General features: G+C 64.0%; 18 protein-coding genes. 8 read left to right on the plus strand and 10 right to left on the minus strand.

The features are described 5' to 3' along the window. The first annotated feature begins 136 nt into the window (after positions 1–136). From PQR42_RS04610 to PQR42_RS04630, 5 genes are all read left to right on the plus strand, one after another. Positions 137–589: an HU family DNA-binding protein gene (locus PQR42_RS04610; protein ID WP_007177969.1), complete on the plus strand. Its 453-nt coding sequence runs from the start codon at positions 137–139 to the stop codon at positions 587–589. Positions 590–992: 403 nt separating this feature from the next. Then, the gene (locus PQR42_RS04615; protein ID WP_132377847.1) at positions 993–2402 is read left to right on the plus strand and encodes a circularly permuted type 2 ATP-grasp protein; all 1410 of its coding nucleotides are present in this window, start codon (positions 993–995) and stop codon (positions 2400–2402) included. 164 nt (positions 2403–2566) lie between these two features. Next, complete coding sequence (locus PQR42_RS04620) at positions 2567–3517, plus strand: alpha-E domain-containing protein (RefSeq protein WP_310817865.1); 951 nt, start codon at positions 2567–2569, stop codon at positions 3515–3517. A 12-nt stretch (positions 3518–3529) separates the two neighbouring features. Beyond that, complete coding sequence (locus tag PQR42_RS04625; RefSeq protein WP_408382715.1) at positions 3530–4330, plus strand: transglutaminase family protein; 801 nt, start codon at positions 3530–3532, stop codon at positions 4328–4330. Positions 4331–4506: 176 nt separating this feature from the next. After that, on the plus strand, positions 4507–5379 hold the full coding sequence (locus PQR42_RS04630) for a proteasome-type protease (RefSeq protein ID WP_408205057.1): 873 nt from the start codon (positions 4507–4509) through the stop codon (positions 5377–5379). 224 nt (positions 5380–5603) lie between these two features. Here the strand turns inward: PQR42_RS04630 and PQR42_RS04635 are convergent, their stop codons facing one another. After that, the gene (locus PQR42_RS04635) at positions 5604–6785 is read right to left on the minus strand and encodes a porin (RefSeq protein ID WP_408205058.1); all 1182 of its coding nucleotides are present in this window, start codon (positions 6783–6785) and stop codon (positions 5604–5606) included. Positions 6786–7201: 416 nt separating this feature from the next. Further along, positions 7202–8527: a YihY/virulence factor BrkB family protein gene (locus PQR42_RS04640; RefSeq protein WP_408382717.1), complete on the minus strand. Its 1326-nt coding sequence runs from the start codon at positions 8525–8527 to the stop codon at positions 7202–7204. Positions 8528–8764: 237 nt separating this feature from the next. Here PQR42_RS04640 and PQR42_RS04645 point away from each other — a divergent pair, with 237 nt between their 5' ends. Next, complete coding sequence (locus PQR42_RS04645) at positions 8765–9304, plus strand: YbaK/EbsC family protein (RefSeq protein WP_408205126.1); 540 nt, start codon at positions 8765–8767, stop codon at positions 9302–9304. A gap of 255 nt (positions 9305–9559) precedes the next feature. Further along, positions 9560–11119, plus strand: a complete 1560-nt coding sequence (locus PQR42_RS04650; RefSeq protein WP_408382719.1) for a methyl-accepting chemotaxis protein — start codon at positions 9560–9562, stop codon at positions 11117–11119. A gap of 8 nt (positions 11120–11127) precedes the next feature. Here the strand turns inward: PQR42_RS04650 and PQR42_RS04655 are convergent, their stop codons facing one another. From PQR42_RS04655 to PQR42_RS04690, 8 genes are all read right to left on the minus strand, one after another. Further along, entirely contained in the window at positions 11128–11574 is a 447-nt protein-coding gene (locus PQR42_RS04655; RefSeq protein ID WP_408382721.1) for a histidine kinase, read from the minus strand. A 160-nt stretch (positions 11575–11734) separates the two neighbouring features. After that, on the minus strand, positions 11735–13222 hold the full coding sequence (locus PQR42_RS04660; protein ID WP_408382723.1) for a SulP family inorganic anion transporter: 1488 nt from the start codon (positions 13220–13222) through the stop codon (positions 11735–11737). Positions 13223–13471: 249 nt separating this feature from the next. Beyond that, the gene (locus PQR42_RS04665) at positions 13472–14062 is read right to left on the minus strand and encodes a BPSL1445 family SYLF domain-containing lipoprotein (protein ID WP_408448909.1); all 591 of its coding nucleotides are present in this window, start codon (positions 14060–14062) and stop codon (positions 13472–13474) included. 211 nt (positions 14063–14273) lie between these two features. Then, positions 14274–15662, minus strand: a complete 1389-nt coding sequence (locus tag PQR42_RS04670) for an FAD-binding oxidoreductase (RefSeq protein ID WP_408382727.1) — start codon at positions 15660–15662, stop codon at positions 14274–14276. Between the two features lie 353 nt (positions 15663–16015). Beyond that, positions 16016–16777, minus strand: coding sequence for a 3-oxoacyl-ACP reductase (locus PQR42_RS04675; protein ID WP_408205065.1), 762 nt, complete (start codon positions 16775–16777; stop codon positions 16016–16018). Positions 16778–17917: 1140 nt separating this feature from the next. Beyond that, positions 17918–19105, minus strand: coding sequence for a hypothetical protein (locus PQR42_RS04680; protein ID WP_408382728.1), 1188 nt, complete (start codon positions 19103–19105; stop codon positions 17918–17920). Between the two features lie 958 nt (positions 19106–20063). Continuing rightward, positions 20064–20723 (minus strand): ligase-associated DNA damage response endonuclease PdeM, encoded by a 660-nt coding sequence (gene pdeM / locus PQR42_RS04685; RefSeq protein ID WP_408382730.1) that lies wholly within the window; start codon positions 20721–20723, stop codon positions 20064–20066. Beyond that, complete coding sequence (locus tag PQR42_RS04690) at positions 20720–23362, minus strand: ligase-associated DNA damage response DEXH box helicase (protein WP_408382732.1); 2643 nt, start codon at positions 23360–23362, stop codon at positions 20720–20722. Before PQR42_RS04690 ends, pdeM begins: the two co-directional genes overlap by 4 nt. 218 nt (positions 23363–23580) lie before the next feature. Between PQR42_RS04690 and PQR42_RS04695 the strand changes: the two genes are divergently transcribed. After that, positions 23581–24438, plus strand: coding sequence for a carbon-nitrogen hydrolase family protein (locus tag PQR42_RS04695; protein ID WP_408205069.1), 858 nt, complete (start codon positions 23581–23583; stop codon positions 24436–24438). The last annotated feature ends 143 nt before the right edge of the window (positions 24439–24581 follow it).

The following is a 24581-nucleotide window of genomic DNA, read 5'->3' on the forward strand; positions in this document are numbered from 1 at the left end:
GCCGCGCAACAAACCTTCGCTGTTATACATAAAAGAGTCGCGCAAATCGTATTAGCGCTTGTAGAATCCGGCGTTGAAGCGTGCACATACCGTGTGCGCTTCGTGCAATTCACTGACCACAACAGGTAGGAGAAACATGCCGACTTCCGCAAAAAAGGTGGCCAAGAAGGCTGCTGCCCCGGTACCGACCAAGAAGGTTGCTGCAAAGAAAGTTCCTGCGAAGAAGGCCGTCGCAGCTAAGAAGGTCGCCGTGAAGGCTTCCAGCGCTCCGTCGCCGATCAAGGACACCTTCACGAAGGCCTCGCTGGCTGCACACGTCGCTGAACGCGCTGCTGTGGAACCGAAGACCGCCAAGGCTGTTCTGGCCGCGCTCGAAGACACGATCCTCGGCGCCGTGCATAAGAAGGGCGCTGGCGAATTCACGCTGTCGGGTCTTCTGAAGATCGTCGTGCAAGCTGTGCCGGCGAAGAAGAAGCGCTTCGGCAAAGACCCGTTCTCGGGCGAAGAGCGTTGGTTCCCGGCCAAGCCGGCTAGCGTGCGCATCAAGGCACGTCCGCTGAAGAAGCTGAAAGACGCAGCTGCAGGCTGATCGCGCTTCACGCGTTTGCCATTGCTTTAACAATGGCTGCGTTTGAGCCGCTTCGAAGGAAGTCTCCTTGGGGACGATCCGCAGTGCACGTTGTCCGAATCCCCGTGGGTGCGAATCCACGGGGATTTTTTATGCGCGCTCAGGGCGTATTGCGATTTCATTGGACGCCTCGGGGATTTCCCCGCCGACGCACCGCGGTGCCGCAAATGCACCGTACTAGCGCATCATGAGCCGCCGCAGTACGATGGCAGCGAAGCCATGCCGGCCGGGATGCGCTATTCGCGTGCATGCAACCTGTTTAGTCCGCGGAAAGCGCAATGGCATAGCGCTTGCTTGATCGATTGTCGAACACCGAATGCGCAGCGCATTCGCCTTCTATCCGACAACAAGAGCGGGGCGTGACATGCGATGCTATGACGAGATGCGTCATCATGACGATGCCGTGCGGCCACACTACGCGCGCTTTGAGCGGTGGCTGGTGAAGCAGGGCAACGAGGCGATCGCGCGCAAGCGTGCGGAAGCCGACCTGCTGTTTCGCCGGGTCGGCATCACCTTCGCGGTGAACGGCGACCTGTCCGGCACCGAGCGATTGATCCCATTCGACCTGATTCCGCGCATCATTCCGCGCGGTGAATGGCAGACCCTGGAGGCCGGTTTGCGCCAGCGCGTGCAGGCGCTCAATCTGTTCATCCACGACGTCTATCACGACCGCAATATCGTGCGCGCCGGTATCGTGCCGGCCGAGCAGGTCTATACCAACGCGCAATACCGGCCTGAAATGCAGGGCGTGAATGTGCCGCTCGGTGTTTACGCGCATATCGCCGGCGTCGACGTGGTCCGCGCGGGCGACGAAGGCGAGTTCTACGTGCTCGAAGACAACCTGCGGGTGCCGTCGGGCGTCTCCTATATGCTCGAAAACCGCAAGATGATGATGCGGCTTTTCCCCGAGCTGTTCGTGCAGAACCGCATTGCGCCGGTCGCGCATTATCCCGATCTATTGCTCGATACGCTGCGCTCGGTGGCGCCGGAAGGCGTCGACGATCCGGTCGTGGTGGTGCTCACGCCGGGCATGTACAACTCCGCGTATTTCGAGCACACCTTCCTCGCGCAGCAGATGGGCGTGGAACTGGTGGAAGGCAAGGATCTGTTCGTCGACGACAACTACGTGTTCATGCGCACCACGCAAGGGCCGAAGCGCGTCGACGTGATTTACCGCCGCGTCGACGACGATTTTCTCGATCCGCTCGCCTTCCGTAACGACTCGGCGCTCGGCGTGCCGGGTCTGCTGACTGCGTATCGCGCCGGCCGCGTGGCGCTCGCGAACGCGATGGGCACCGGCATTGCCGACGACAAATCGATCTACCCGTACGTGCCGGAAATGATCGAGTTTTACCTCGGCGAGAAGCCGATCCTCAATAACGTGCCCACGTTCCAGTGCCGCAAGCCGGACGATCTGGCGTACACGCTCGCGCATCTGCCGGAGCTGGTCGTCAAGGAGGTGCACGGCGCGGGCGGCTACGGCATGCTCGTCGGACCGGCTTCGACGAAAGCCGAAATCGAAGCGTTCCGTGAGCGCCTGATTGCGCGTCCGGCAGGGTACATCGCGCAACCGACGCTGGCGCTTTCCGCGTGTCCGACGTTCGTGGAAGCCGGCATCGCGCCGCGCCATATCGACTTGCGTCCGTTCGTGCTGTCCGGCAAGACCGTCACGATGGTCGCCGGCGGACTGACGCGCGTGGCGTTGCAGGAGGGCTCGCTCGTCGTCAATTCGTCGCAGGGAGGCGGGACCAAAGATACGTGGATGGTCGACTGACGCGGTTGCCGATACGGTTGCAACGCTTCACGCAACCGCACCTGCAACCCAGCGCGCCGGGGCGGCACGTGATAAGCAGCACGCACGCCGCCGGCGCATACGGATAACCAGCGCGGGCCTTTTACTTCGACCGGGCCTCGCGTCATCAGATACGGAACGCCGTCATGCTAAGCCGAACCGCCGATCACCTTTTCTGGATGGCCCGCTACATGGAGCGCGCGGAGAACACCGCCCGCATGCTCGACATCAACCTGAAGGCGCTGCTGTTGCCGCAGACGCCCGAGCAGGAGGCGCGCGCGCAACGCTCGGTGCTGCGCATCTCCGAACTCGAAACCGCGTTCGCGCAACGCTACGACGAACCGACCCGCGAACACGTGCTCGATTTCATGGTCGCCGATGCGACCAATCCGTCGAGTATTCACTCGTGTTTGCAGGCGGCGCGCGAAAACGCCCGCGCCGTGCGCGGCACGCTGACGACCGAGTGGTGGGAAACCATCAATGATACGTGGCTCGAATTCAATGAGCGCGCTTCGTCCGGTCAGGCGGCGAGCAATCCGGGCGCGCTGTTCGAATGGGTCAAATTCCGCTCGCATCTGTCGCGTGGCGTGACGATCGGCACCGCGCTGCAGGACGACGCGTTCTTCTTCACGCAACTAGGCACCTTTCTCGAACGCGCCGACAACACCGCGCGGATTCTCGACGTGCGCTTTGCCGACGTCGAACCGAATTCGCGTGACGCCGCGCGCCAGCTCGAAGACTTCTATTACTGGACGTCGATTCTGAGTTCGGTGTCCGCGCTGGAAATCTATCGCAAGGTGTATCGCGACGTCGTCACGCCGGCGCGCGTGGTCGAACTGATGATCCTGAATCAGCAGATGCCGCGTTCATTGCTGGCGTCGCTCGAAGGCGTCTGCGTGAATCTGGCGATGCTACGCACTTCGGGCTCGAACCAGTGCGAACGGTTCGCCGGCAAGCTGCGCGCCGAACTCGTGTACTCCGACATCCGGCAGATTTTCGAAGCCGGCCTGCACGCCTATCTGACACAGTTCCTCGCTCGCGTATTCGAGCTGGGCAATCTGGTTGCGCGTACCTATCTGATGTTGCCAGTCGCCTGACGGAGTTTCTTTATGTACCTGACGATCCGCCACGACACGTCCTATCGCTACGAAGCGACTGTCCATTATTCGATCCAGCAACTGCGTCTGACGCCGGCGAGCGGCGCCTCGCAGGTCGTGCGGCGCTGGAGCATCGACGCGCCTGGAAAGCTCGACGCGACCTTCGATGCCTACGGCAACGTGCTGCACACGCTGGTCATCAACAAGCCGCATAGCGAGATTCGTCTGCACGTGGCCGGCGATGTGGACACGATTCCGCTGATCGACGGTCATTTGCCCGACGCGGTCGGTCCGATTCCGCTCGAGCATTTCACCTGTTCGACGCGGCTGACCGAGGCCGATGCGGCGGTCCGTGAACTGGCCGAATCGGTGCCGAGCCTGACGAGCTCGGCGAATCTAATCGCGCTGTCCGAACAGATCGTGCAGCGCGTGAAGTACAACACGGGCATTACCGAAGTCACCAGCACCGCCGCCCAGGCGCTCGCGCTCGGCAACGGCGTGTGCCAGGATCACGCGCATCTGATGCTCGCGTGCTGCCGCGCGCGCGGCATCCCGGCGCGCTACGTGAGCGGTTATATCGAACCCGGCGAGGTGACGCACGGCGCGAGCCATGCGTGGGTGGACGTGTGGCTCGAAGGCAAGGGCTGGATTTCCATCGATGTCACGCACGCCGCGTTTGCCAGCGAAATCTACTGCCGCCTGGCCGTCGCGCGGGACTATGAAGCGGCCGCGCCGGTGCGTGGCCGGCGTATCGGCGGACTGGAAGAACAGCTGAAAGTGTCCGTTAAGGTCAGCTCGCAGCTGTCACAATAGACGCAAAAAGAGGGCGGCCCGTGAAGCGGGCCCTGGAGGCGCGAGCGAGCGCCAGCCCTCATATCCATTCAAGTCAGGCCCGCAAAGGCCGATAAACGGGAACAAAGCGGATAGAGGCGCATGCGCGCCGCATTACAATAGCGCCGTTCAGTTGTTTTTTGCGGGTACCTTTCCTTATGACTTACTGTGTCGCGATGTCCGTCGACGAAGGTCTCGTGTTCCTCTCGGACACGCGCACCAATGCGGGCGTCGATCACATCAGCACCGCGCGCAAGATGTCGGTGTTCGAGCAGCCGGGCGAGCGCATGCTCACCCTTCTGGGCGCCGGCAATCTGTCGCTCACCCAGGCGGTGCTGCACGAGCTGTCCGAGCCCACGGATCCTTCCCTGCCCACGCTCTGGAGCGCGCCCACCATGGCCGACGCGGCCCGCGTGATCGGCCGCGCGGTGCGTTGCGTGCATCAGCGCGAGGCGGAGGCGTTGCAGGAATTCGGCGTCGACTTCAATTGCAGCTTCATTCTCGGTGGGCAGATCGCGGGCAACCGGCCGCGCCTGTTCATGATCTACGCGGCGGGCAATTTCATCGAGGCGTCGGCGGTGAATCCGTATTTTCAGATCGGCGAGGCCAAGTACGGCAAGCCGATCATCGACCGCGTGCTCACGCCGTCCACGCCGCTCGACGAAGCCGCCAAGTGCGCGCTGATCTCCATGGACTCGACACTGCGCTCGAACCTGTCGGTTGGCTTGCCGCTCGATCTGCTGGTCTACCAGAAGGACACGCTGCGCGTCACGCGCTTCGTCTCGATCGATCACGACAACGCGTACTTCGAGATGATTCACCGGACGTGGGGCGAGCGGCTGCGCCAGGTGTTCGGGGAGATCCCCGATCCGGACTGGCAGGAATCGCCGGATGTTCCGTTGTTGCAGCGGGAGCGGGCGCTGGTGCTGCATCGCGCGCCGGTCGGCGCTGATGGAATCGAGCATGAACTCGATGCAAAGCCCGCGCAGACGTTGGCGCAGGCGGAGAGGGGCAAGGCGCAACGAAAGTAGGCTGAGAGACGCGTTCGCTTGCGTCCAGGCCGGCGTCGGCGGGATTCGGCGGGAGGGAATGACAGCAAAGGTCGTCACGAGCCTAATCGGGCTTGCTGGCGGCCTTTTTCATTTGGGTCGTCCGCAAGAAGCAAGGAACGCGGAACGAAAAAAAACCAGCCACAGGCTTTTCACCCGTGGCTGGTCTTCAACTGCGTGTTGCTTCAGCAGTCCGTCAAGCTCGATTAGAACTTGTGGCGGATGCCCAGGCTGACCAGTTCTTGCGAGCTGGAAGCCGAGTTGTAGCCGTACGAACCGATTGCTGCGCCTGCATCGACCAGCGTGCCGGCCGACGTGCGTTGCTGGCCGCTTGCGTGCTGATATGCGCCGACCAGGTAGATGTCCGTGCGCTTCGACAGGTTGTAGTCGCCGCCCAGGGAAACCTGGTGATACGTTGCGCTCGAATCGCCGCTAGCCTTGGTGTAGATGTAGCCCACGCCAACCAGCATTGCCGGCGTTGCCTGGTAACCCAGGTATGCGCCGCCGATGTTGTACTTCTCGGTCGAACCGAAGCCCGAGTTCGCGTCCGGCTTGTACTGTGCGTTGCTGTAACGCAGGTTAGCCGTGAACGGGCCCGCGACGTATTGCACAGCGACCGAAGCGATGCCGATCGACTTGGCCGCGGCGTATGCGCCGTTGACCTGGTTGTCGAACGTGCCGTCCGACGTGCTGCCGTTCCAGCCCACTACGCCTGCCGACGTGCGGCTAGCCAGCGTGTTGCCGTTGTCCAGGCGGAAGTAGCCAGCAGCCACGCTGAACGGGCCCGTTGCGTACGTTGCAGCGCCCGACCACGATTGACCCGAACCCGTTGCGCCAGCCACGCCGCCCAGAGCGTACATGCCTTCGAACTGGAAGCCGCCCCACACCGGCGAGGTGTACTTGACAGCGCTGTTCGTGCGCGAGGAGTTGTCGTTGTTGTCGACGTCGCCCGGCGTGGTGAAGGTCGAACCGAAGTAGTTGTCAGCCGTCAGCGGCTGGACCAGGTCGACCAGCGGATCGTACTGACGACCCAGCGTGACCGTACCCCACTGATCACCCGTCAGGCCCACGTACGCTTGACGACCGAACATACGGCCGCCCTGAGCCAGCTTGCCGGTGTTCACGTCAAAGCCGTTTTCCAACTGGAAGATTGCCTTCAGGCCACCGCCGAGGTCTTCCGTGCCCTTCAAGCCGAAACGCGGACCTTGCAGGTTGCCGCCGACCAGGCCAACTTGATTCGCGTTCTTGCCGTTCGCGTCAACCGTGTTGTGAGCGTACTGGATCGATTCGTCGATCAAGCCGTACAGAGTAACGCTGCTTTGAGCATGTGCCACGCCAGTGGCGCTGAGGAGCGCCAGCGAGAGGGTAGACAGTGCGATTCGTTTCATCCATTTCTCCACGCAGATGATTAGTTTCTTTGTTGCGGAAAGGAGAATAGCTCACCGGGTCAATCGGCAAGAACTGGAAAAAAAAGAGTGTCTCCAAAAACTGACAAACCACGCAAAGCCTTGTATTTAAAGCGCGTTAACGATTATTTCTGTTTCAGCAACATTTATTCGTTGACTCAGCATTATTGTTGTTTTGTCGACAGTGAGTGCTCCAATACGTGTACTTTCGACACTGATTTGAAGGCGATTTGTAACGAAGTCGTCTAATTTTCCTGTTCGTTTTGTAGCGTTTCCATAAAAATCGAGGCAGATCTCGCTTGACGGGGCGGCTAGACAGGTCTTCAACGCTGTGAGCAGGCGCCACCGTCCAGGCTGACAGGTGCAGCCTTGGTAGCGGTCTGGTTGCAATGTGAGGTTTAGTGTTCGCTGTCGTCGGAATTGCGGCGTGCAACCATCGCGGCAGCGAGCCCAGCGGTGGCCGCGAATAGCACCGAGGTCCACGGATGCCGCCTCACGTAGCGATCGGCCGCAACGGCTTTGCGGCTCGCGCCGATCAGCGTGACGGCGGCGATGCGCGTCGCTTGCGCTTCGGCCAGCACGACCGTACGGCCGACCTTGAGCGCCGTCGCTCGCGCCGACGGCCTGTTTCCGGATTGCACCCGGAAAGCCGCCGCCGGCACTGCGCCGCTGAGCGCGCCTGCCTTTGCGTCGCGCATGGCGGGGGCGAGCGCGGCGTCGCCCGACGCGGCGCGTCCGTCCGCATCCGCGTGCGGCACTGCGTCCGCCGCAACCGTCGATGCCGCCAGCACCGAGGCGAGCTTGGCGCGGCTGCCCGGTGGTGCGTCGTCCTGCATGCCCCAGCTTCCGCGCGGGTCGTGCATGCGCCCGCGCGCCGCCGAAAATTCGGCGCCGAGCAGCAGCACGGCGGCGGAGAAGTACAGCCACATCAGCAGCACGGCGAGCGAGCCGGCCGCCCCGAAAGAGGTGGCCATGCCGGCGTGCGCGAGATACAGCGCGAACAGCTTCTTGCCCGCCGAAAACAGCGCGGCCGCGACGATCCCGCCGACCAGCGCATCCCGCCAGCGCACGCGGGCATCCGGCAGAAACTTGAGCAAGCCGGCGAAGGCGAACGCCAGCACGAGCAGGCCGACGCCGAGTTGCAGAAGATTGCCGATCACGACATACGGCGAGTCGCCCCACAGCCATTTGCCGATGAAGGTAATGACCGTATCGAGCACCAGCGACACGATCAGCAGGAACGCCACCCCCAGCACCAGCCCGAACGAGATCAGGCGCACGCGCACCAGCGCGATCACGCTCGACGAGCGCGGCCCCGTGTACGGCCACACTATATTGAGTGCGCTGTTGAGCGACGAGAAGGTGGCCGAAGCGCCGATCACCAGTGTCGCGAGCGAAATGATCGCCGCTACGCCGCCGGCGCTGCCGCTGTGATGGGCGTTCTCGACAATGGTTTGCACGCCCGCGGCGGCCTGATCGCCGAGCAAGCCGTGAATGTGGTCGAACAACTCGCCGCGCGCGGCCTCGGCGCCGAAGAACCAGCCGGCCACGGCGATCACCATGACCAGCGTGGGCGCGAGCGAGAACGCGGCATAGAAGGCGATGCTGGCGGCCATCGCCGCGCAGCGGTCTTCGGCGAACTGCCTGAAGGCGCCGATGGCCCAGTTGGCCTGCTTGCGGGCCACCAGTTGAAGGTTCTCGGCGGAAAGCGTCTCGATGTCCATGGTCGTGTTTCCCAAGGGGTACTGGCGCCGCGCGGGCAATACGGGGTGGCGGGTGCGGACCGGGGGGCGGACCGTTCAAGCAGCTTCGCCGCCGTCTTCGCGTCAACGCCTTTCGCAAACCTTGTGCCTGTCACTATAACAAGCGCGACCGGCGCGCGCCGCCCCCGTGCCGGGCCGCGCACCTCGGGCGAGGAGTGCCGTTAGAATGCCGAGGGATCCTCATACACTTTGCTCACTATGCACTCGCACGAACTCGTACAGCGGCTGGACGTCATTGCAGCGGAACAATTGGGCGCGCATTTACCTGCGCATGTGGTCGAGCAATTGCCGGCGCAAGGCGTAACGGTTTTCTCCGTCACCGACGACGCGTCGGACACCGCCGCATTCAGCGCGCGCTACGGCTTCGGTCTGGAAGACTGCGCGAACACGATCGTGGTCCGCTACAAGAAAGAGGGTGCCGAGCATTACGCGGCGGTGGTCTCGCTGGGTTCGCTGCGGCTCGACATCAACGGCGCGGTGAAGGCGGCGCTGGGCGCGCAGCGGCTTTCGTTCGCCAAGCGGGAAGCGGCGGTGGAGCACAGCGGCATGGAGTTCGGCGGTATCACGGCATTCGGCTTGCCGGACGACTGGCGCATTCTCGTCGATGCCGCCGTCATGGAGCGGAGCCAGATCGTCATGGGCGCGGGCGTGCGAGCCGCCAAGTTGTTGCTGGCGCCCGACGTATTGCGTCAGTGGCCGCGCTGCGAAGTCGCCTCGCTGACGCTGCCGGCGGAGTGAGGCCCGGCGCGATCCGCATGTACGACATCAAATTGAGCGAAGGGCGCCGCTTCGCGCGTGTCTCTTAGTAAACAGAGCCGGCCGGGTTCACGCTCTGGCCAGAGCGTGCCACGCCCACACCCTGGCCCAGCGCCCGAAGCCGATCGGCGAAGCCTGAAGTTTTCCCCCGTTGCGCCGTTAATCCAAAGAGTGACATGAACCGCCGCGGCGTCCGCCGCGAGCGGCGCGTCGACGACAAGTACAAGGGATACGGAGATGGAACGGTTTCGCCTGAAGGTGCGGCTTTGGCTCGCACTAGCAGTCATGTGCATGGGTATTCTGGCAATCGGCCTGTGGGGCGCTTTCAAAACACGCGACACGATGATCGCCGACCGTCAGGCCGAATTGAAGAGCGTGGTCAGCGTCGCGTACAGCGTGCTGGATCGCTATAACGGTCTGGTCGCCGCGGGCACCATGCCGCTCGCCGACGCGCAACGCACGGCAATGGCTGATCTGCGCGCGATGCGCTACGGCGGTGCCGGTGGTTATCTCGTGATCGAGGACGCGCATGCCCGCGTGCTGATGCACGGCGTGCGGGCCGACCTCGAAGGCAAGGACATGAGCGGCTTCACCGACCCGCAAGGGCGCCATGTGTTCAAGGACGGCTCCGATCTCGCCCAGCGCGAAGGCGAAGGCTTCATCCACTTGCAGTTCCTGAAGCCGGGCTCCAATGAAATGGCGCCGAAGATCAACTACGTGCGGCTGTACAAGCCGTGGAACTGGACGATCGTCACCGGCGTCTTCACCGACGATATCGACGCCGCGTTCTACACGACGCTCATCCAGTATGTGGGCGCCGCGCTGCTGCTGTGCCTGGTGGTGTCGCTCGTGATCGGCGTGATCCTGCGCAGCATCTTGCGGCAACTCGGCGGCGAGCCGGCGTACGCCGCGCAGATTGCCGCGCGAATCGCCGACGGCGACCTCGACGTGATGGTGGAGACGAAGGCCGGCGACGAAACCAGCCTGCTCGCCGCGATGCAGCGCATGCAGCAGCGTCTCGCGCACGCGATCGCGCAGATCCGCGGCGGCGCGACGCTGATTTCGACGGTGTCCAACGAAATTGCCGCCGGCAATGCGGACCTGTCGCGCCGTACCGAGCAGCAGGCCGCCGCGCTCGGTGAAACCGCGTCGAGCATGGAGCAGATCACCGCGACCGTGAAGCAGAACGCCGACAACGCGAAGCAGGCGAGCCAACTGGCGCATAACGCATCGGAGACGGCGGCGCGTGGCGGCGAGGTGGTCGGCCAGGTGGTCGAGACGATGCGCGGGATTTCGCAGTCGTCGCATCGGATCGGCGACATCATCGGCGTAATCGAGGGGATCGCGTTTCAGACCAACATTCTTGCTTTGAACGCGGCGGTCGAAGCGGCGCGCGCCGGCGAGGAAGGACGCGGCTTCGCCGTGGTGGCAGGCGAAGTGCGCAGCCTCGCGCAACGCAGCGCGGCGGCCGCGAAGGAGATCAAGACGCTGATCGAGGAGTCCGCGGCGCAGATCGAAGGCGGCTCGCAGTACGTGAGCCGCGCCGGCGAAACCATGCAGGAAGTCGTGCAGGCAGTGCGTCGCGTGACGGACATCATGGGCGAGATCAGCGCGGCTTCGGTGGAGCAAAGCTCGGGCATCGAGCAGGTCAACATCGCGGTGGCGAGCATGGATCAGACGACCCAGCAGAACGCAGCGCTGGTGGAAGAAGCGAGCGCGTCAGCGGATGTGCTGAAAGCGCAAACCGGGCAGCTCAGCGCGGCGATTGCCGTGTTCACGCTGCCGGAAGCCCGCTGACCGGCTGCTCAAGCCTGGGCGAAGTGGTTTTCCAGAATGTCCGCCACGCGCCACAATGAACAGGGGCGCCGGCAATGGCCGTCGAAGCCGGCGTCTTTCAGCAGGCCGATCGGGTCGAGCGGCCAGACGTTGCTCATGGCCAGCATCAGGACGTCGGCGTTGCATCGTTCCGCGCGCGCGGTGCGCGTGAATTCATAGCTGGAAACGGAGTCGAGCCGCGTGTCGAGTAAAACCGCGTGCGGCTTCCACCACTTCAGAAAGCTTTGCACCTTGATCAGATCGGCGGCGTAGATCGCGTCGTAGCCCTTCAGCGAAAGCAGCAGCACCAGCGATTCGCCGATCGCCTTGTCACGATGTCCTATTAGAACGCGACGCGATTGCCTGACGTCCGCTGCGCTTCTGCGTTTCCAGATTGCAAACTCGGTTTCGTCGTCGAGCGAAACGCGCCTTGTCACGGTGGCCTCCGAAGACTGCACGCGGAACGTCTACTGTAGTACGAAAAACCAACGTTCTCGGGAAATATTACCTTCAGTCGGTATTTGCACCAGGCGCAAATTGATGTTGGGAATTCGTCAGGTTGCGCGCGCAACTTTCAGGTGTCCGTGGCGCTATTCGTCATGTAAATGCAATACCGGCGCGGCTCAGCAGACGCTGGTTGCGTTCGGACAAATTCTTCATACGTAACTCCTTGCCGGCTTTTCGATAGCGTTCGACCAGGCCTTGCAATGCTGCGAGCGCGGAATGATCGGCCAGCAGCAGATCGCGGCAGTCGACCGTGACGCGCTCGGGATCTTTTACCGGATCGAAAAGCTCGTGAAAACGCGTGGTTGATGCGAAGAACAGCGTGCCGCGCGGCGCGTAGATCTTGTCGTCGGCGCGATCTTCGACATGCGCGTGAATTTCACGAGCGTGCTGCCACGCGAAATTGAGCGCGGCGATCACGATGCCGCACAGCACGGCGATCGCCAGATCGGAGAACACGGTGATGATGGTGACCGCCACGATCACCAGCGCGTCGTTGCGCGGCACCTTGCGCAGCACACGCAGCGAGCCCCACGCGAAAGTCTGTTGCGCCACCACGAACATCACACCGACCAGCGCCGCCAGCGGAATGCGCTCGATCAGCGGCGACAGGAACAGAATGTACATCAGGATCATCACGCCGCTGACCATACCCGACAGGCGCGAACGGCCGCCAGAATTCAGATTGATCATGGTCTGGCCGATCATGGCGCAGCCACCCATGCCGCCGAACAGACCCGACGCGATATTCGCCGCGCCGAGCGCGAGACATTCGCGATTCGGCTGGCCGCGCGTTTCGGTGATCTCGTCGGTCAGATTGAACGTGAGCAAGGTTTCCAGCAAACCGACGATCGCCATCAGCACCGCGTAGGGCAGCACCACATGCAGCGTGTCCAGATTCAGCGGGACGCTCGGCATACGCAGACTCGGCAGGCCGCCCGCAATGTGCGCCATGTCGCCGAGCGTGCGCGTAGGCAGTTGCAGTAGCTGCGTGAAGAGACCTACGCCGACGATCGCCACCAGCGCGGGCGGTGCCGCGCGCGTGAGCCGCGGCAGCAGATAGACGATCGCCATGGTGAGCGCGACGAGTCCGCACATCATCAGCAGCGCGCTGCCGTGCAGCCATTGTTCGCCTTGCGGCGTGCTCTGTCTGAAGTGCGCGAGCTGCGCCATCGCGATGATGATTGCCAGCCCGTTGACGAAGCCGAGCATCACCGGATGCGGGACCATGCGGATCAGTTTGCCGAGCCGCAGCGCGCCGAACAGCACCATCAGCATGCCGCTGAGAATCACGGTGGCAAGAAGATACTGCGCACCGTGTTGCACGACGAGCGCCACGATGACCACCGCCATCGAACCGGCGGCCCCGGAAATCATGCCGGGCCGTCCGCCGAACAACGCCGTGATGGCGCAGATGAAGAAAGCGCCGTACAGGCCCGTCAACGGATTGAGGTGGGCGACCAGCGCGAAGGCGATGCATTCCGGCACCAGCGCGAACGACGAGGTCAGTCCTGCGAGGACATTGCTTTTGATGCCGGGCAGCGTGGCGAGCCAGCCGTATGTGGGACGAGCGGTGTTCATCTTCGGCGAGGTGGGAAGTCCGGGCAAACGGCGTGCAGGCAAGCGAGACGCGCGTCTGCGGACAGATGAGTGTCCCGGCCTGGGGCGCAGCGGTGGCCGGGCAAGATTGCAAAAAGCGTGAATTTTACAGCAGTGCCGTCAGGGCGACCGGGAGGCAGGCAACGCGACGGTAGCTTCCGCGCCGGGCCGGGCGGAGATGCCACGCAGCCGGCGACGCGGTTGCGCGGCAATGCGCGTGTGCACTCAAGCTCAAATCATCAGACGCGAGACCTTGGTGCCCTCGAGCGATATGCCGGCCATCAGGCCGCCGTTCGTCAGCACAAAGGCTTCGACCGGACTCGTGGCGGTCGACGTGTCGACCGCGCCGTTCGCGCCGATCTTCAGCAAGGCGACGGTGGCATCCGCGCCGGCAGCCCAGCCTTGGCTGCTGGTGAATGTGTCGAGTGCATCCTGAGTCATGAACAGGAAGATGAGGGCCTTGGACTGCGCACCGATCTGCAAACCGAACGACCCCGCGACGGTGCTGTAGTAACCGGTGGTGCGGCCGGCCACGCGCAGCGCGCCTTCGCCGTACTGGCCGCCGACCCAGAAGCCCGCCGAAATGACGTTCGGGAACACAAGAATGCCCCGTGCTTTGGCCACCAGTTCACGCGAACCTGCGACGTTCTCGTAGAGACGCGACAGCGTGGAATCGACCCCCGCGTTGATGCTGTCGCGCTTGCCGGCGTTGGCCGAAGGCGATGCGCTCGAGGACGGCGACGTCGTCGTGCAGCCGGCGAGGCCGAAGCCTGCGGTGGCGAGCGCGGCGCTGGTGGTCATGATGAATTGTCGTCTGCGCATGATTGTTGTCCTTTTGCGTTATTGACGTTATGAAGGTGGCGTTTTCGTTTCCATTCAAACGTAGGGCCGTGACGCCGGCACGCCCGTACGTCAATTGCTAACTAGCACTTAGCGTGCCCGGCCCTTCCGCTCGCGTGTTCACGGCAGGCCGGTACGCGCTGGCGGGGATGAGGCGCGAGATGCCGGCGCCCGTTCCCCGCTTGGTCTATGACTACGCCGACGGCCGGATGTTCTGGTTGTGACGGAACAGGTTGCGTGGATCGTAGCGGTTTTTTACGCCAACGAGGCGTTCGTAGTTCGGCCCGTACGCATCGGCGACGCGTCCGCTTTCTTCCTCCGTCATGAAGTTGACGTAGACGCTGCCCAGCGCGAACGGCGCCGCCGCATCGAAAAATGCGCGGGCCCAGCCGACGCAGCGCTCGTCGTCGCTCGCATCGTCCCAGCGGCCGTGCACGTTCATCGCGTACACCGTGTCGCGGCTCGAATAGGCGGTGGCTTCGACCGGAACGCGCTGGGTCTGCTCGCCGATCTGCCCGAAGAAAATCTCGCATTGCGGCGACGGCAGGTTGTCGATCGCGTTGAGCAGCGCGTCGATGAGACCGTCCGGAATCTCGCTGAGATTGTGCGATTTCCAGTAGTTGCGCGCGCCCGGCGTGAGCAGCGGGTCGAACGCCTGTTGCCACATGGCATATGGCATCGGGCCGAGATGTTCACCGACCGGCGTTCCGAAGGCGCGTACGAATTCCACCGCGGCCGGACCGTTTTCGACGGCGCCGGTATAGCACATCGCGAAGACGATCACCGGCTTGCCGTGTACTTCGGGTGGCAGAAACGGCAACGGCGGTGCGAGTCGCAGCACGGCCCACACGCTCAGTTCCTGCGGCATGCCGCCGTTCGCCGCGCGGTACTTGAGCAGGGCGTCACGCGCCTGGTCGATCGGCAGGACCACGAGGCCGCCGTACACCAGCGGTCCGACCGGATGCAGGGTGAACTCGAATCGCGTGACGACGCCGAAATTGCCGCCGCCGCCGCGAATGGCCCAGAACAGATCTTCGTGCGAATCGGCGCTCGCGTGGACCAATTCGCCTTCGGCGGTGACGACGTCGGCTGACACCAGGTTGTCCACCGTCATGCCGTATCTGCGGCTCAGCCAGCCGAAGCCGCCGCCGAGCGTCAGGCCCGCGACGCCGGTGGTCGAGTTGATGCCGAGCGGCGTGGCGAGTCCGAAGGCCTGCGCTTCATGATCGAAATCGTGCAGCGTGGCGCCCGGTTCGACAGACGCGCGACGTGCCGCGGGATCGATTCGCACCGATTTCATCTGCGACAGGTCGAGCACGACGCCGTCGTTGCACAACGCGCTGCCGCCGATGTTGTGACCGCCGCCGCGAATCGCGAGCGGCAGGCCGTTGTCGCGCGCGAAAGCGACGCCGCGGCGCACGTCGGCTACGCCTGCGCAACGCAGGATGATCGCCGGACGCCGGTCGATCATCGCGTTCCAGATGCTGCGAGCTTCATCGAAGCTCGCATCGCCGGGCAACAGAACCTGCCCCCGCATGGCGGTTTTCAATTCGTCGACGACGCTGCTGGACACATTAACCATGGCTCAATCTCCTGAAATAGTGGAAGAGATTTGCAGAACACTATTCAGCTGACCAAAGCAAATCGGAAGTGTCCTGAAAGCTTATTTTGCGTCCAGTAAACGAGCCTGTCTCCTGAAGTCAAACAAAGGTAAACCCGTGTTTTTTACCGATTGTGCGCGAGAGCTCGCGCGGCAAGCATCCGCGGGTCTTGACGGTGGCGATCACTCGCCCCGGCGCCGCGGATGGTGGAAATGCTTCGGAAAAAGAGACTGGCGGGAAGTGTTGGTTGTGCCGCAGCGTGGTGGGTGCACAGCGACACTTCCCGGTTTGGGGCGCGCCCGCGTGAGAGGCGTGCGAGCGGCGAGCGAACCGCTCAGCCCTTCACGAGGCCGCCGTCGACGATCAGATTCTGGCCGGTCACCGCGCGTGACCACGGCGACAGGAAGAACAGGACGGCATCCGCGAATTCTTCCGGTGTCGTGACGCGGCGCACCGGCGTGGAGCTCGCGATCAGGTCGAAGACGAATTCCGGCGTGGCCGCGCTCGCGTCGGTGGTGCGCAGCAGTCCGCCCGACACCATGTTCACCGTGATGCCGTCCGGACCGAGATCGTGGGCGGCCGTGCGCGTGAGCGACAACAGCGCTGCCTTGGCCGCCGTGTAGTCGTGATAGGGAACCACGGGGTTCTGAAACAGATTGGTGCCCACGTTGACGATGCGGCCGAACCCTCGTGAACGCATGCCGGCAACGGCTGCCTGAATCGTATTGAGCGCGCCTTTGAGCGAGCCGTCGAGTTGCTGCTGGAAACGCGTCCAGTCGATGGAGTCGATTTTCGGGCGAGCGTCACCGTCGAACCGGAAGTCGGCCAGCGCGTTGTTCACTACCGACACGATGGGTTGCCCGGTTTGCACCTGCGCTTTTTCAAACAGGCGCGTGACGGCGGCCGCGTCCGTGACGTCCGCCCGAAGCGGCAGCACACGATCGCCGAATTCCTCTTTCAGCGCGAGCGCCGATGTTTCGCTGTTGCGGTAGTTCACGACCACGCTCGCGCCTTCGCGCACTAGCGCGCGCGTGATCGCCGCGCCGAGTCCGCGAGCGCCGCCCGTGACCAGCACCCATTGTTCGGATAGAAGCATCTGTTCTCCTGTTGTCGATGGAATTGCGATGCTTGTATTGTCGCCCGATTCAGGATTCGCGCTCGGTCCGTGCGATGGCGCATAGATCGCGAACGAATTCAAAAAGGGCGTAGCAGTGAGTTCGCGCGACAGTTGGAATGCGGTGCGAGCCGCAAGTTCTCTATGGCGAGCAGGGGGGCGATCCGATGGTGGAATGCTTTTAGTCACTCGACGTCTTTGCGCCTTGCTGAAGTACGGAGGTGATTATGACGGAGAGTAAATAATCCGAGCTGCGCCGTCTGTGTGATTGCCCTCACTCGTGCATGAGCAATTTCTCTTTTGTGTTCGGATACACACGTAGGTGAAGCATTCGAACGTATCGGCTTGATTCATCTGATGAAGTGGACCAATGACGCTGTAAAAAAATAATAGTTGGGAGTGCGTATCTAAAGGCAAGAATTTTCGCCCGTTTATAGAAGCCGGTAATTGACGATCTCTGACAGTTGAGGTGCGCAATTAATCGTAAACAACGCGGCGATATCGCATTGCGTGGGGTAGCGCACGGTCACGTAATGGCGCTCCGCATAACTTCAACGTCCATCAAGGCCCGCTGTGCAGCTTTCAAAACCAAGTTCGCGCACAGCCAGTTGTCTCTCTCGAATCACGTTGAATCGGACCGGGGTTTTCCGCGAGAGAGATGCCGGACGTCGTGCGGTTTTCGCGTGACGCGAGGCAATGACGACTGGGCGTTGAAGTTTCATTTTTAACGGTGAACAGAGATTCACCTGTTGTCAGGGCCGGTCACTCAAGGCATATAGTTAGGAGAATGAAATGAAAAAGCAAAACGGGGACGCGCTGGCGCTGGGGACGCGCCGGGCGGTATTCGCAGTTGCTGTGAGTCTGTATGCGGCGATGGCGGGTGCGCAAACGAATCCAGCGGCGTCCGCCGCGCCGTCGGTCAGTTCTAACAAGATGATGTTGGCGCAAGCGTTGCCGGCCGATTGTCTGGACTCGCTTGGCTGCAAGCGGGAAATCGGTAGCCTCGTGATGCCAGGCGGAAGTGGAATTGCCGCGGCTGCGGGTGGGTTGGGGGCAGTATCGGCCGGGGGCACGCAAAGCGGCGGCAGCGGGACTTCGGCGACCACGGGCAATAGCGGCGGCTCATCGGGACTGGGTTCCGGGAGTACGGGTAGTGGCAGTGGTAGCGGCGGAACGGGTGGCGGCGGAACCGGCACAGGAGGTGATGGCGGCGGCACCGGCGGTGATGGTGGCGATGGCGGTGATGGTGGCGACGGCGGCCATGGCCACGGTCATGGTCATGGCCATGGTGGCCATCATGGTCATGGCGACGGTGGTCATCACGGTCACGGCGGTGATGGTGATGGCGGTCATCATGGCGATGGTGGTCATCATGGTGACGGCGGTCACGGCGATGGCGGCCACGGCCACGGTGACGGCGGTCATGGTGACGGTGGTCACGGCGACGGCGGACATGGTGACGGCGGCCACGGCGACGGCGGTCATGGCGAAGGCGGTCATGGCGAAGGCGGTCACGGCGACGGCGGTCATGGTGACGGCGGTCATGGTGACGGCGGTCATGGCGACGGTGGTCATGGCGACGGTGGTCACGGCGACGGCGGACATGGTGACGGTGGTCACGGCGACGGCGGTCATGGTGACGGTGGTCACGGTGACGGCGGTCATGGCGACGGCGGTCATGGCGACGGTGGTCACGGCGACGGCGGACATGGTGACGGTGGTCATGGCGACGGTGGACATGGCGACGGTGGCCACGGCGACGGTGGCCACGGCGACGGCGGTCATGGCGACGGTGGTCACGGCGATGGTGGCCATGGTGACGGCGGCCATGGCGATGGTGGTCACGGCGCTAGCGGACATGGCGACGGCGGTCATGGTGACGGCGGTCACGGCGACGGCGGCAAGGGCGGAAATGGTCCTGGCGCGGGCGGCTCTGGCAATGGTGGCCATGGAGAAGGCGGCCACGGTGACGGCGGCAATGGCGGAAACGGTCCTGGCGCGGGCGGTCCCGGCAATGGTGGTCACGGAGACGGTGGTCACGGCGACGGCGGCAAGGGCGGAAACGGTCCCGGCGCAGGTGGCTCGGGCAATGGCGGTCCCGGCGCAGGTGGCTCGGGCAATGGCGGTCCCGGCGCAGGTGGCTCGGGCAATGGCGGTCCCGGCGCAGGTGGCTCGGGCAATGGCGGTCCCGGCGCAGGTGGCCCGGGCAATGGCGGTCCCGGCGCAGGTGGCCCGGGCAATGGCGGTCCCGGCGCGGGTGGTCCGGGCAATGGCGGTCACGGCGCGGGTGGCCCCGGCAATGGCGGTCACGGTGCAGGCGGCTCGGGCAATGGTGGTCCTGGCGCAGGCGGCCCGGGCAACGGCGGCTCCGGCAACGGCGGCAAGGGCGGAGGTGGCCCCGGCGCAGGCGGCTCGGGCAACGGCGGTCCTGGCGCAGGCGGCCCGGGTAATGGCGGCTCCGGCAACGGCGGCAAGGGCGGAGGTGGTCCCGGCGCAGGTGGCTCGGGCAACGGCGGTCCTGGCGCAGGTGGCCCGGGTAATGGCGGCTCCGGCAACGGCGGCAAGGGCGGAGGTGGACCCGGCGCAGGTGGCTCGGGCAACGGCGGTCCAGGCGCGGGTGGCCCGGGCAACGGCGGCAAGGGCGGAGGTGGACCCGGCGCAGGTGGCCCGGGCAACGGCGGTCCCGGCGCAGGTGGCTCGGGCAATGGCGGTCCTGGCGCAGGCGGCCCGGGTAGTGGCGGCTCCGGCAACGGCGGCAAGGGCGGAAGCGGTCCCGGCGCAGGTGGCCCGGGCAACGGTGGTCCCGGCGCAGGTGGCCCGGGCAATGGCGGCCCTGGCGCAGGCGGACCGGGTAATGGCGGTCCCGGCAACGGCGGCAAGGGCGGAAGTGGTCCTGGCGCAGGCGGCCCCGGCAACGGCGCAGGCGGTCCCGGCAACGGCGGCCCCGGCAACGGTGGCAACGGCGGCAAAGGCGGAAACGGCCCAGGCTCAGGCCACGGTGGCGGCTTCGGTGGCGGCTTTGGCTCAGGCCACGGCGGTGGCTTCGGTGGCGGCTTTGGCGGCCACGGTGGCGGCTACGGCGGAGGCGGCGGAGGAGGCCACGGCGGCGGCAACCACTAACGGAGCGACGCTCCTTCATCGCACGGAGGCCGGGAGACCGGCTTCCCCACCGATGCCAAACGGAGCGAGCGAACGACCCCCGTTCGCTCGCTCCCACCCCCAACCTCCACGAGCCGGTTGCTCAAAAAAGCCACAACGAAATCCCGCATCACACCACTTCAATCACCCTCTCCTGCACCACCAGAAAAACCTTTTCCCCGGCCACGCGACTATCCTCACGCGCACCTCCAGTAAAACTCCCGAACGCAGGCAACACACCACACGCCGTCCCGAACCGGAAACACGGAACCCGTACCGAATCGTTGCGCGTCGCAATCCGATACACCGGATGCACATGCCCCGCGAGCGCATACGCACCTGCCACGCTCTGCGGGTGATGACACAACGCCCACGGCCCCACACGCCACGGTTCCTGCACGTACTCGACGTCGAGCGTCGCCGGCAGCGCGCCCGCATGCCGGTCGTGATTGCCCTCGACCAACACAACCCGCAGCCCCGCATGCCGCGCGCGCCAGACATGCAACGCGTCGAGCGTCTCGCTGGCATGCGCCTCGCGCGCATGCAGCAGGTCGCCGAGAAACACCAGCATGGCCGGTTCGAACTCGGCGATCAGAATATCCAGGCGCATCAGGTTGTCGGCGGTCGAACCGATCGGCACCGGAATGCCGCGTGCGCGAAACACCGCGTCCTTGCCGAAATGCGCATCGGCGACGAACAGACAGCGCAGCGCCGGATCGAACATCGCGCGCATGCTCGACAGCACAAGAGGATGACCGGCGATCTCCACCGGCAACGAAGCCGGCTTCATGTGCGGGCCGCCTTCTCGAGTTCGGCCAGCATCCGCTCGACGCGATCCGCGAGCTTCTCCGTGCTGACCTTTTCCCGCAGGCGTCCGACGATTAGCGGAAACGCAAACGGCGTCGGCTTTTTCGGTCGCGTGACGACCACACGGCTCGCGTTCATGCGTTCGAGCGCAATGCGAATGCGGCGGGCGTCGAGTTCCTGCAGCAGCACTTCGTCGTCGGCCTGGTTGAGTAACAGATTGCCGTGATCGTGATTGCGAAAGATCTCGTAGAAGAGACCACTCGACGCCTGCAATTGCCGCGTACTTTTCTGCTGCCCGGGATGCCCTTGGAACACCAGCCCCGACACGCGCGCAATCTCGCGAAAACGCCGCATCGAGAGTTCGGAAGAATTGAGGCTGGCGAGAATGTCGTGATCCAGTTCTTTGGGCGAGAGCAAACCGCTTTCGAGTTGCGCAGCCCAATCGAATGGTTGCGCGGACAACAGCTCGAAGCCGTAGTCGTTCATTGAAATAGAAAACGTACCGGGTTTTTCGCGTGCGACGCGCCATGCGAGCAATGCGCCCAAACCGATATGCGCCGTGCGCCCGGCAAACGGATAGCAAAAGAAATGGTGTCCTTCGCGCGATTTCACCAACTCCACCACCAGCACGCCCGGCTCCGGCAAGGCCGACCACTTCTGCTGCAATTCGAGCAGCGGCCGCACGGCGCGCATTTCGGGTTCGTCGTAGATGCCGCCGGCGGCGCGCGCGAGCATCGTCAGCGTGGCGTCGGCGAGTTCGGAGGAAAGCGGCATGCGGCTGCCCGCCCATTGCGGCATGGCTCCGCGCGATGACGTCGCGCGCCGCACCCACGCGGTCATATCCTGCACGCGGATCAATTCGAGTGCGCGTCCACCGAAAGTAAAAATATCGCCGGGTTTCAGCCGTGAAATAAACGATTCCTCGATCGCGCCGATCCGTCCGCCCGAGAGATAAGCGACATTCAAGGTGCCGTTCGCGACGATCGTGCCGATGTTGTTGCGATGCCTTCGCACCAGATCGTCGCGCGGCACGCGGTACAGGCCGTCGCTTTCGCGTACCACGCGATGGTAGTCAGGATAGGCGCGCAACGCCGTGCCGCCGCCTTCGACGAAGCCGAGCGCCCAATCGAACTCCGCCTGTGTCAGTAGCCGGTAGGCATAGGTGCTGCGAATTTCGCCGTACAGTTCGCGCGCGTCGAAACCGCCGCCGATCGCCACGGTGACGAGATGCTGCACCAGCACGTCGAACGGTTTCTCAGGCGTTTCGCGGCCTTCTATCTGACGCTTCTCGACGGCCTCGCGCGCGGCGGCGGCTTCGACCAGTTCGAGCGCATGCGTCGGCACGATCGTGACACGCGACGGCCGCCCCGGCGCATGACCCGAACGGCCCGCGCGCTGCATCAATCGTGCGACGCCCTTGGGCGAGCCGATCTGAAACACGCGCTCCACCGGCAGAAAATCGACGCCCAGATCGAGGCTCGATGTGCACACAACCACTTTCAACAGGCCGCTCTTGAGACCACGCTCGACCCATTCGCGCACTTCCTGATCGAGCGAGCCGTGATGCAGCGCGATCAGACCCGCCCATTCGGGCCGTGCTTCGAGCAGCGCCTGATACCAGACCTCGCATTGCGAGCGTGTATTGGTAAACACGAGCGAGGTCTGAGCCTCGCCGATCGCCTCGGCCACGGCGCCGACCTGGCGCATGCCCACATGGCCGCCCCACGGAAACCGCTCGATGGTCTCGGGAATCACCGTATCGACGATCAGTGCTTTCGGCAGCGCGCCATGCACGCTCACGCGTGGCGTCTTCACGGGCGCGAGCAAGACATCGGCGGCGAAAGACAGATTGCCGAGCGTCGCCGACAAGCCCCATACCTGCAATTCGGGCCGCCAATGCGCGAGACGCGCGAGCGCGAGTTGTGTCTGCGTGCCGCGCTTGTTGCCGAGCAGTTCATGCCATTCGTCGACGATCACCAACCGCACGTGCGCGAGTACATCGCGTGCATCGGGCCGCGTGAGGATCAGCGAGAGGCTTTCCGGCGTCGTGACCAGCGCCGACGGCATGCGTCGGTTCTGCCGCGCTCGCTCGGCCGACGACGTATCGCCGGTGCGTAACCCGACGCTCCACGGCACGGCGAGTTCCGCCGCCGAACTTTGCAACGCGCGCGCGGTATCCGCGGCAAGCGCGCGCATCGGCGTGATCCATAGCACGGTGAGTGGCTCCGGCTGCGTGCGGGGCGTACGTTTTCGCGTGGTTGGCATGGCGGCGAAGGCGGCCAGTGCGCCGAACCAGACCGCCCATGTTTTACCCGCGCCGGTTGTCGCATGCAGCAAACCGCTCGCGCCACGGCCGATTTCCTGCCAGACCTCGCGTTGAAATTCGAACGGCTGCCAACGGCGCGCGTCGAACCACTCGGCGAGTTTCACGGCAAAGGGGCGTTGCGCAGCGGTTTCGTCGATGGAAAAAGGCAGCGGCTCGAACGCCGGCTCACGCGCGTCGAGCCGCGCCTGCTGCTCGCGGCTACGCGGAATCCGGCGCGGCCGGGGCGCGCGGCGCCGCTCCGGCAGAGCAGACGGCGCTGGGACTGTATTCTCGTCGGAGTCAGCCGGCTCGGTCATCGAAAGCGCTCTTTAGCATCGGATTAACGTGTCGGCGAACAACTCGAAGGAGAGGATCTCCTATGTGGACCGCTAAACCGCACAGGTGGTTCACCACGCATCTTCGCACTTACGCGCGGCGCGCCGCTCGTGTTTAAATGCCGAGGCTTCGCGTGCCTCTGCCCAAGGTCAACAGTGCGCGGGGGCATCGCAACGATTCATTCATCACGGAGTGCGCGTTGAATCACACACAGGCATTGCTGCCGCAAACCTCATTGCGAATCGCGGCTGCGCAAGCTCAACCGGTATCCGGTGACGTCACGGCCAACATCGCCAGAACGGTCGAATTGACCGCTCTGGCCGCCGACGCCGGCGCAAAACTGGTGGTTTTTCCCGAGAAATTCCTCAGCGGCTACGAACCGGGCCTGATTGCCGGCGATCCCGCGAAGTACGCGTTCGACGCACACGACGCGCGCCTCGAACCGATTCGGAACATTTGCCGGCAGCGCGAGATTGCCGCGATCGTGGGTGCGGCGACGCGCGGCGAGGGCGGCCTGCATATTTCCTCGCTGGTGTTCAGCCGTTCCGGCGAGCAGCTCGATCCGTATCACAAGCAATACCTGTACAGCAGCGAGACAAAGATCTATCAGCCGGGCACGCAAGGCCGCTTGCTTGAAATCGACGGATGGCGTTTGGCACTCGGCGTGTGCTACGACTCAGGCTTTCCGGAGCACGCGCGGCTTGCGGCGGTCAACGGCGCGCACGCGTATCTGGTGAGCGCGCTCTTCAGCGTGAAGACCGGCTACCACCAGTCGCGCATCTGGTTTCCCGCGCGGGCATTCGACAACACCGTGTACGCGTTGTTGTCGAATCACGTGGGCACGACCGGCGGCTGGGTCACGTGCGGTGCGAGTGCGATCTGGGGCCCGTCTGGCGACGTGATGGTGGAAGCGGGCCGCGAGCGCGAAGAAGTGATTACCGCGCTGCTCGATCCGGCCGTGCTGGCCGATGTCCGCGAACGCGAGACGGTGCTCGCGGACTTCAACGCGCGCGGTGAGGCGACGACGGTCGCCTACGCGATACAAAGCCTGGACTGACTAAAAGCGCGCGTCGTAAGTCACTTCGAAGCAACCGGCTGCATCGCGCCTAAGCTGCTGCGCTGCGGCGCGGGCACCGCTCGGAGCAATGCGATCATGCTCGCTATCAGTAACGTGAAGCGGGCCGCCTCGCTTATGAACGC

The sequence above is a fragment of the Paraburkholderia sediminicola genome, from assembly GCF_046027355.1.
GTDB lineage: Bacteria > Pseudomonadota > Gammaproteobacteria > Burkholderiales > Burkholderiaceae > Paraburkholderia > Paraburkholderia sediminicola_B.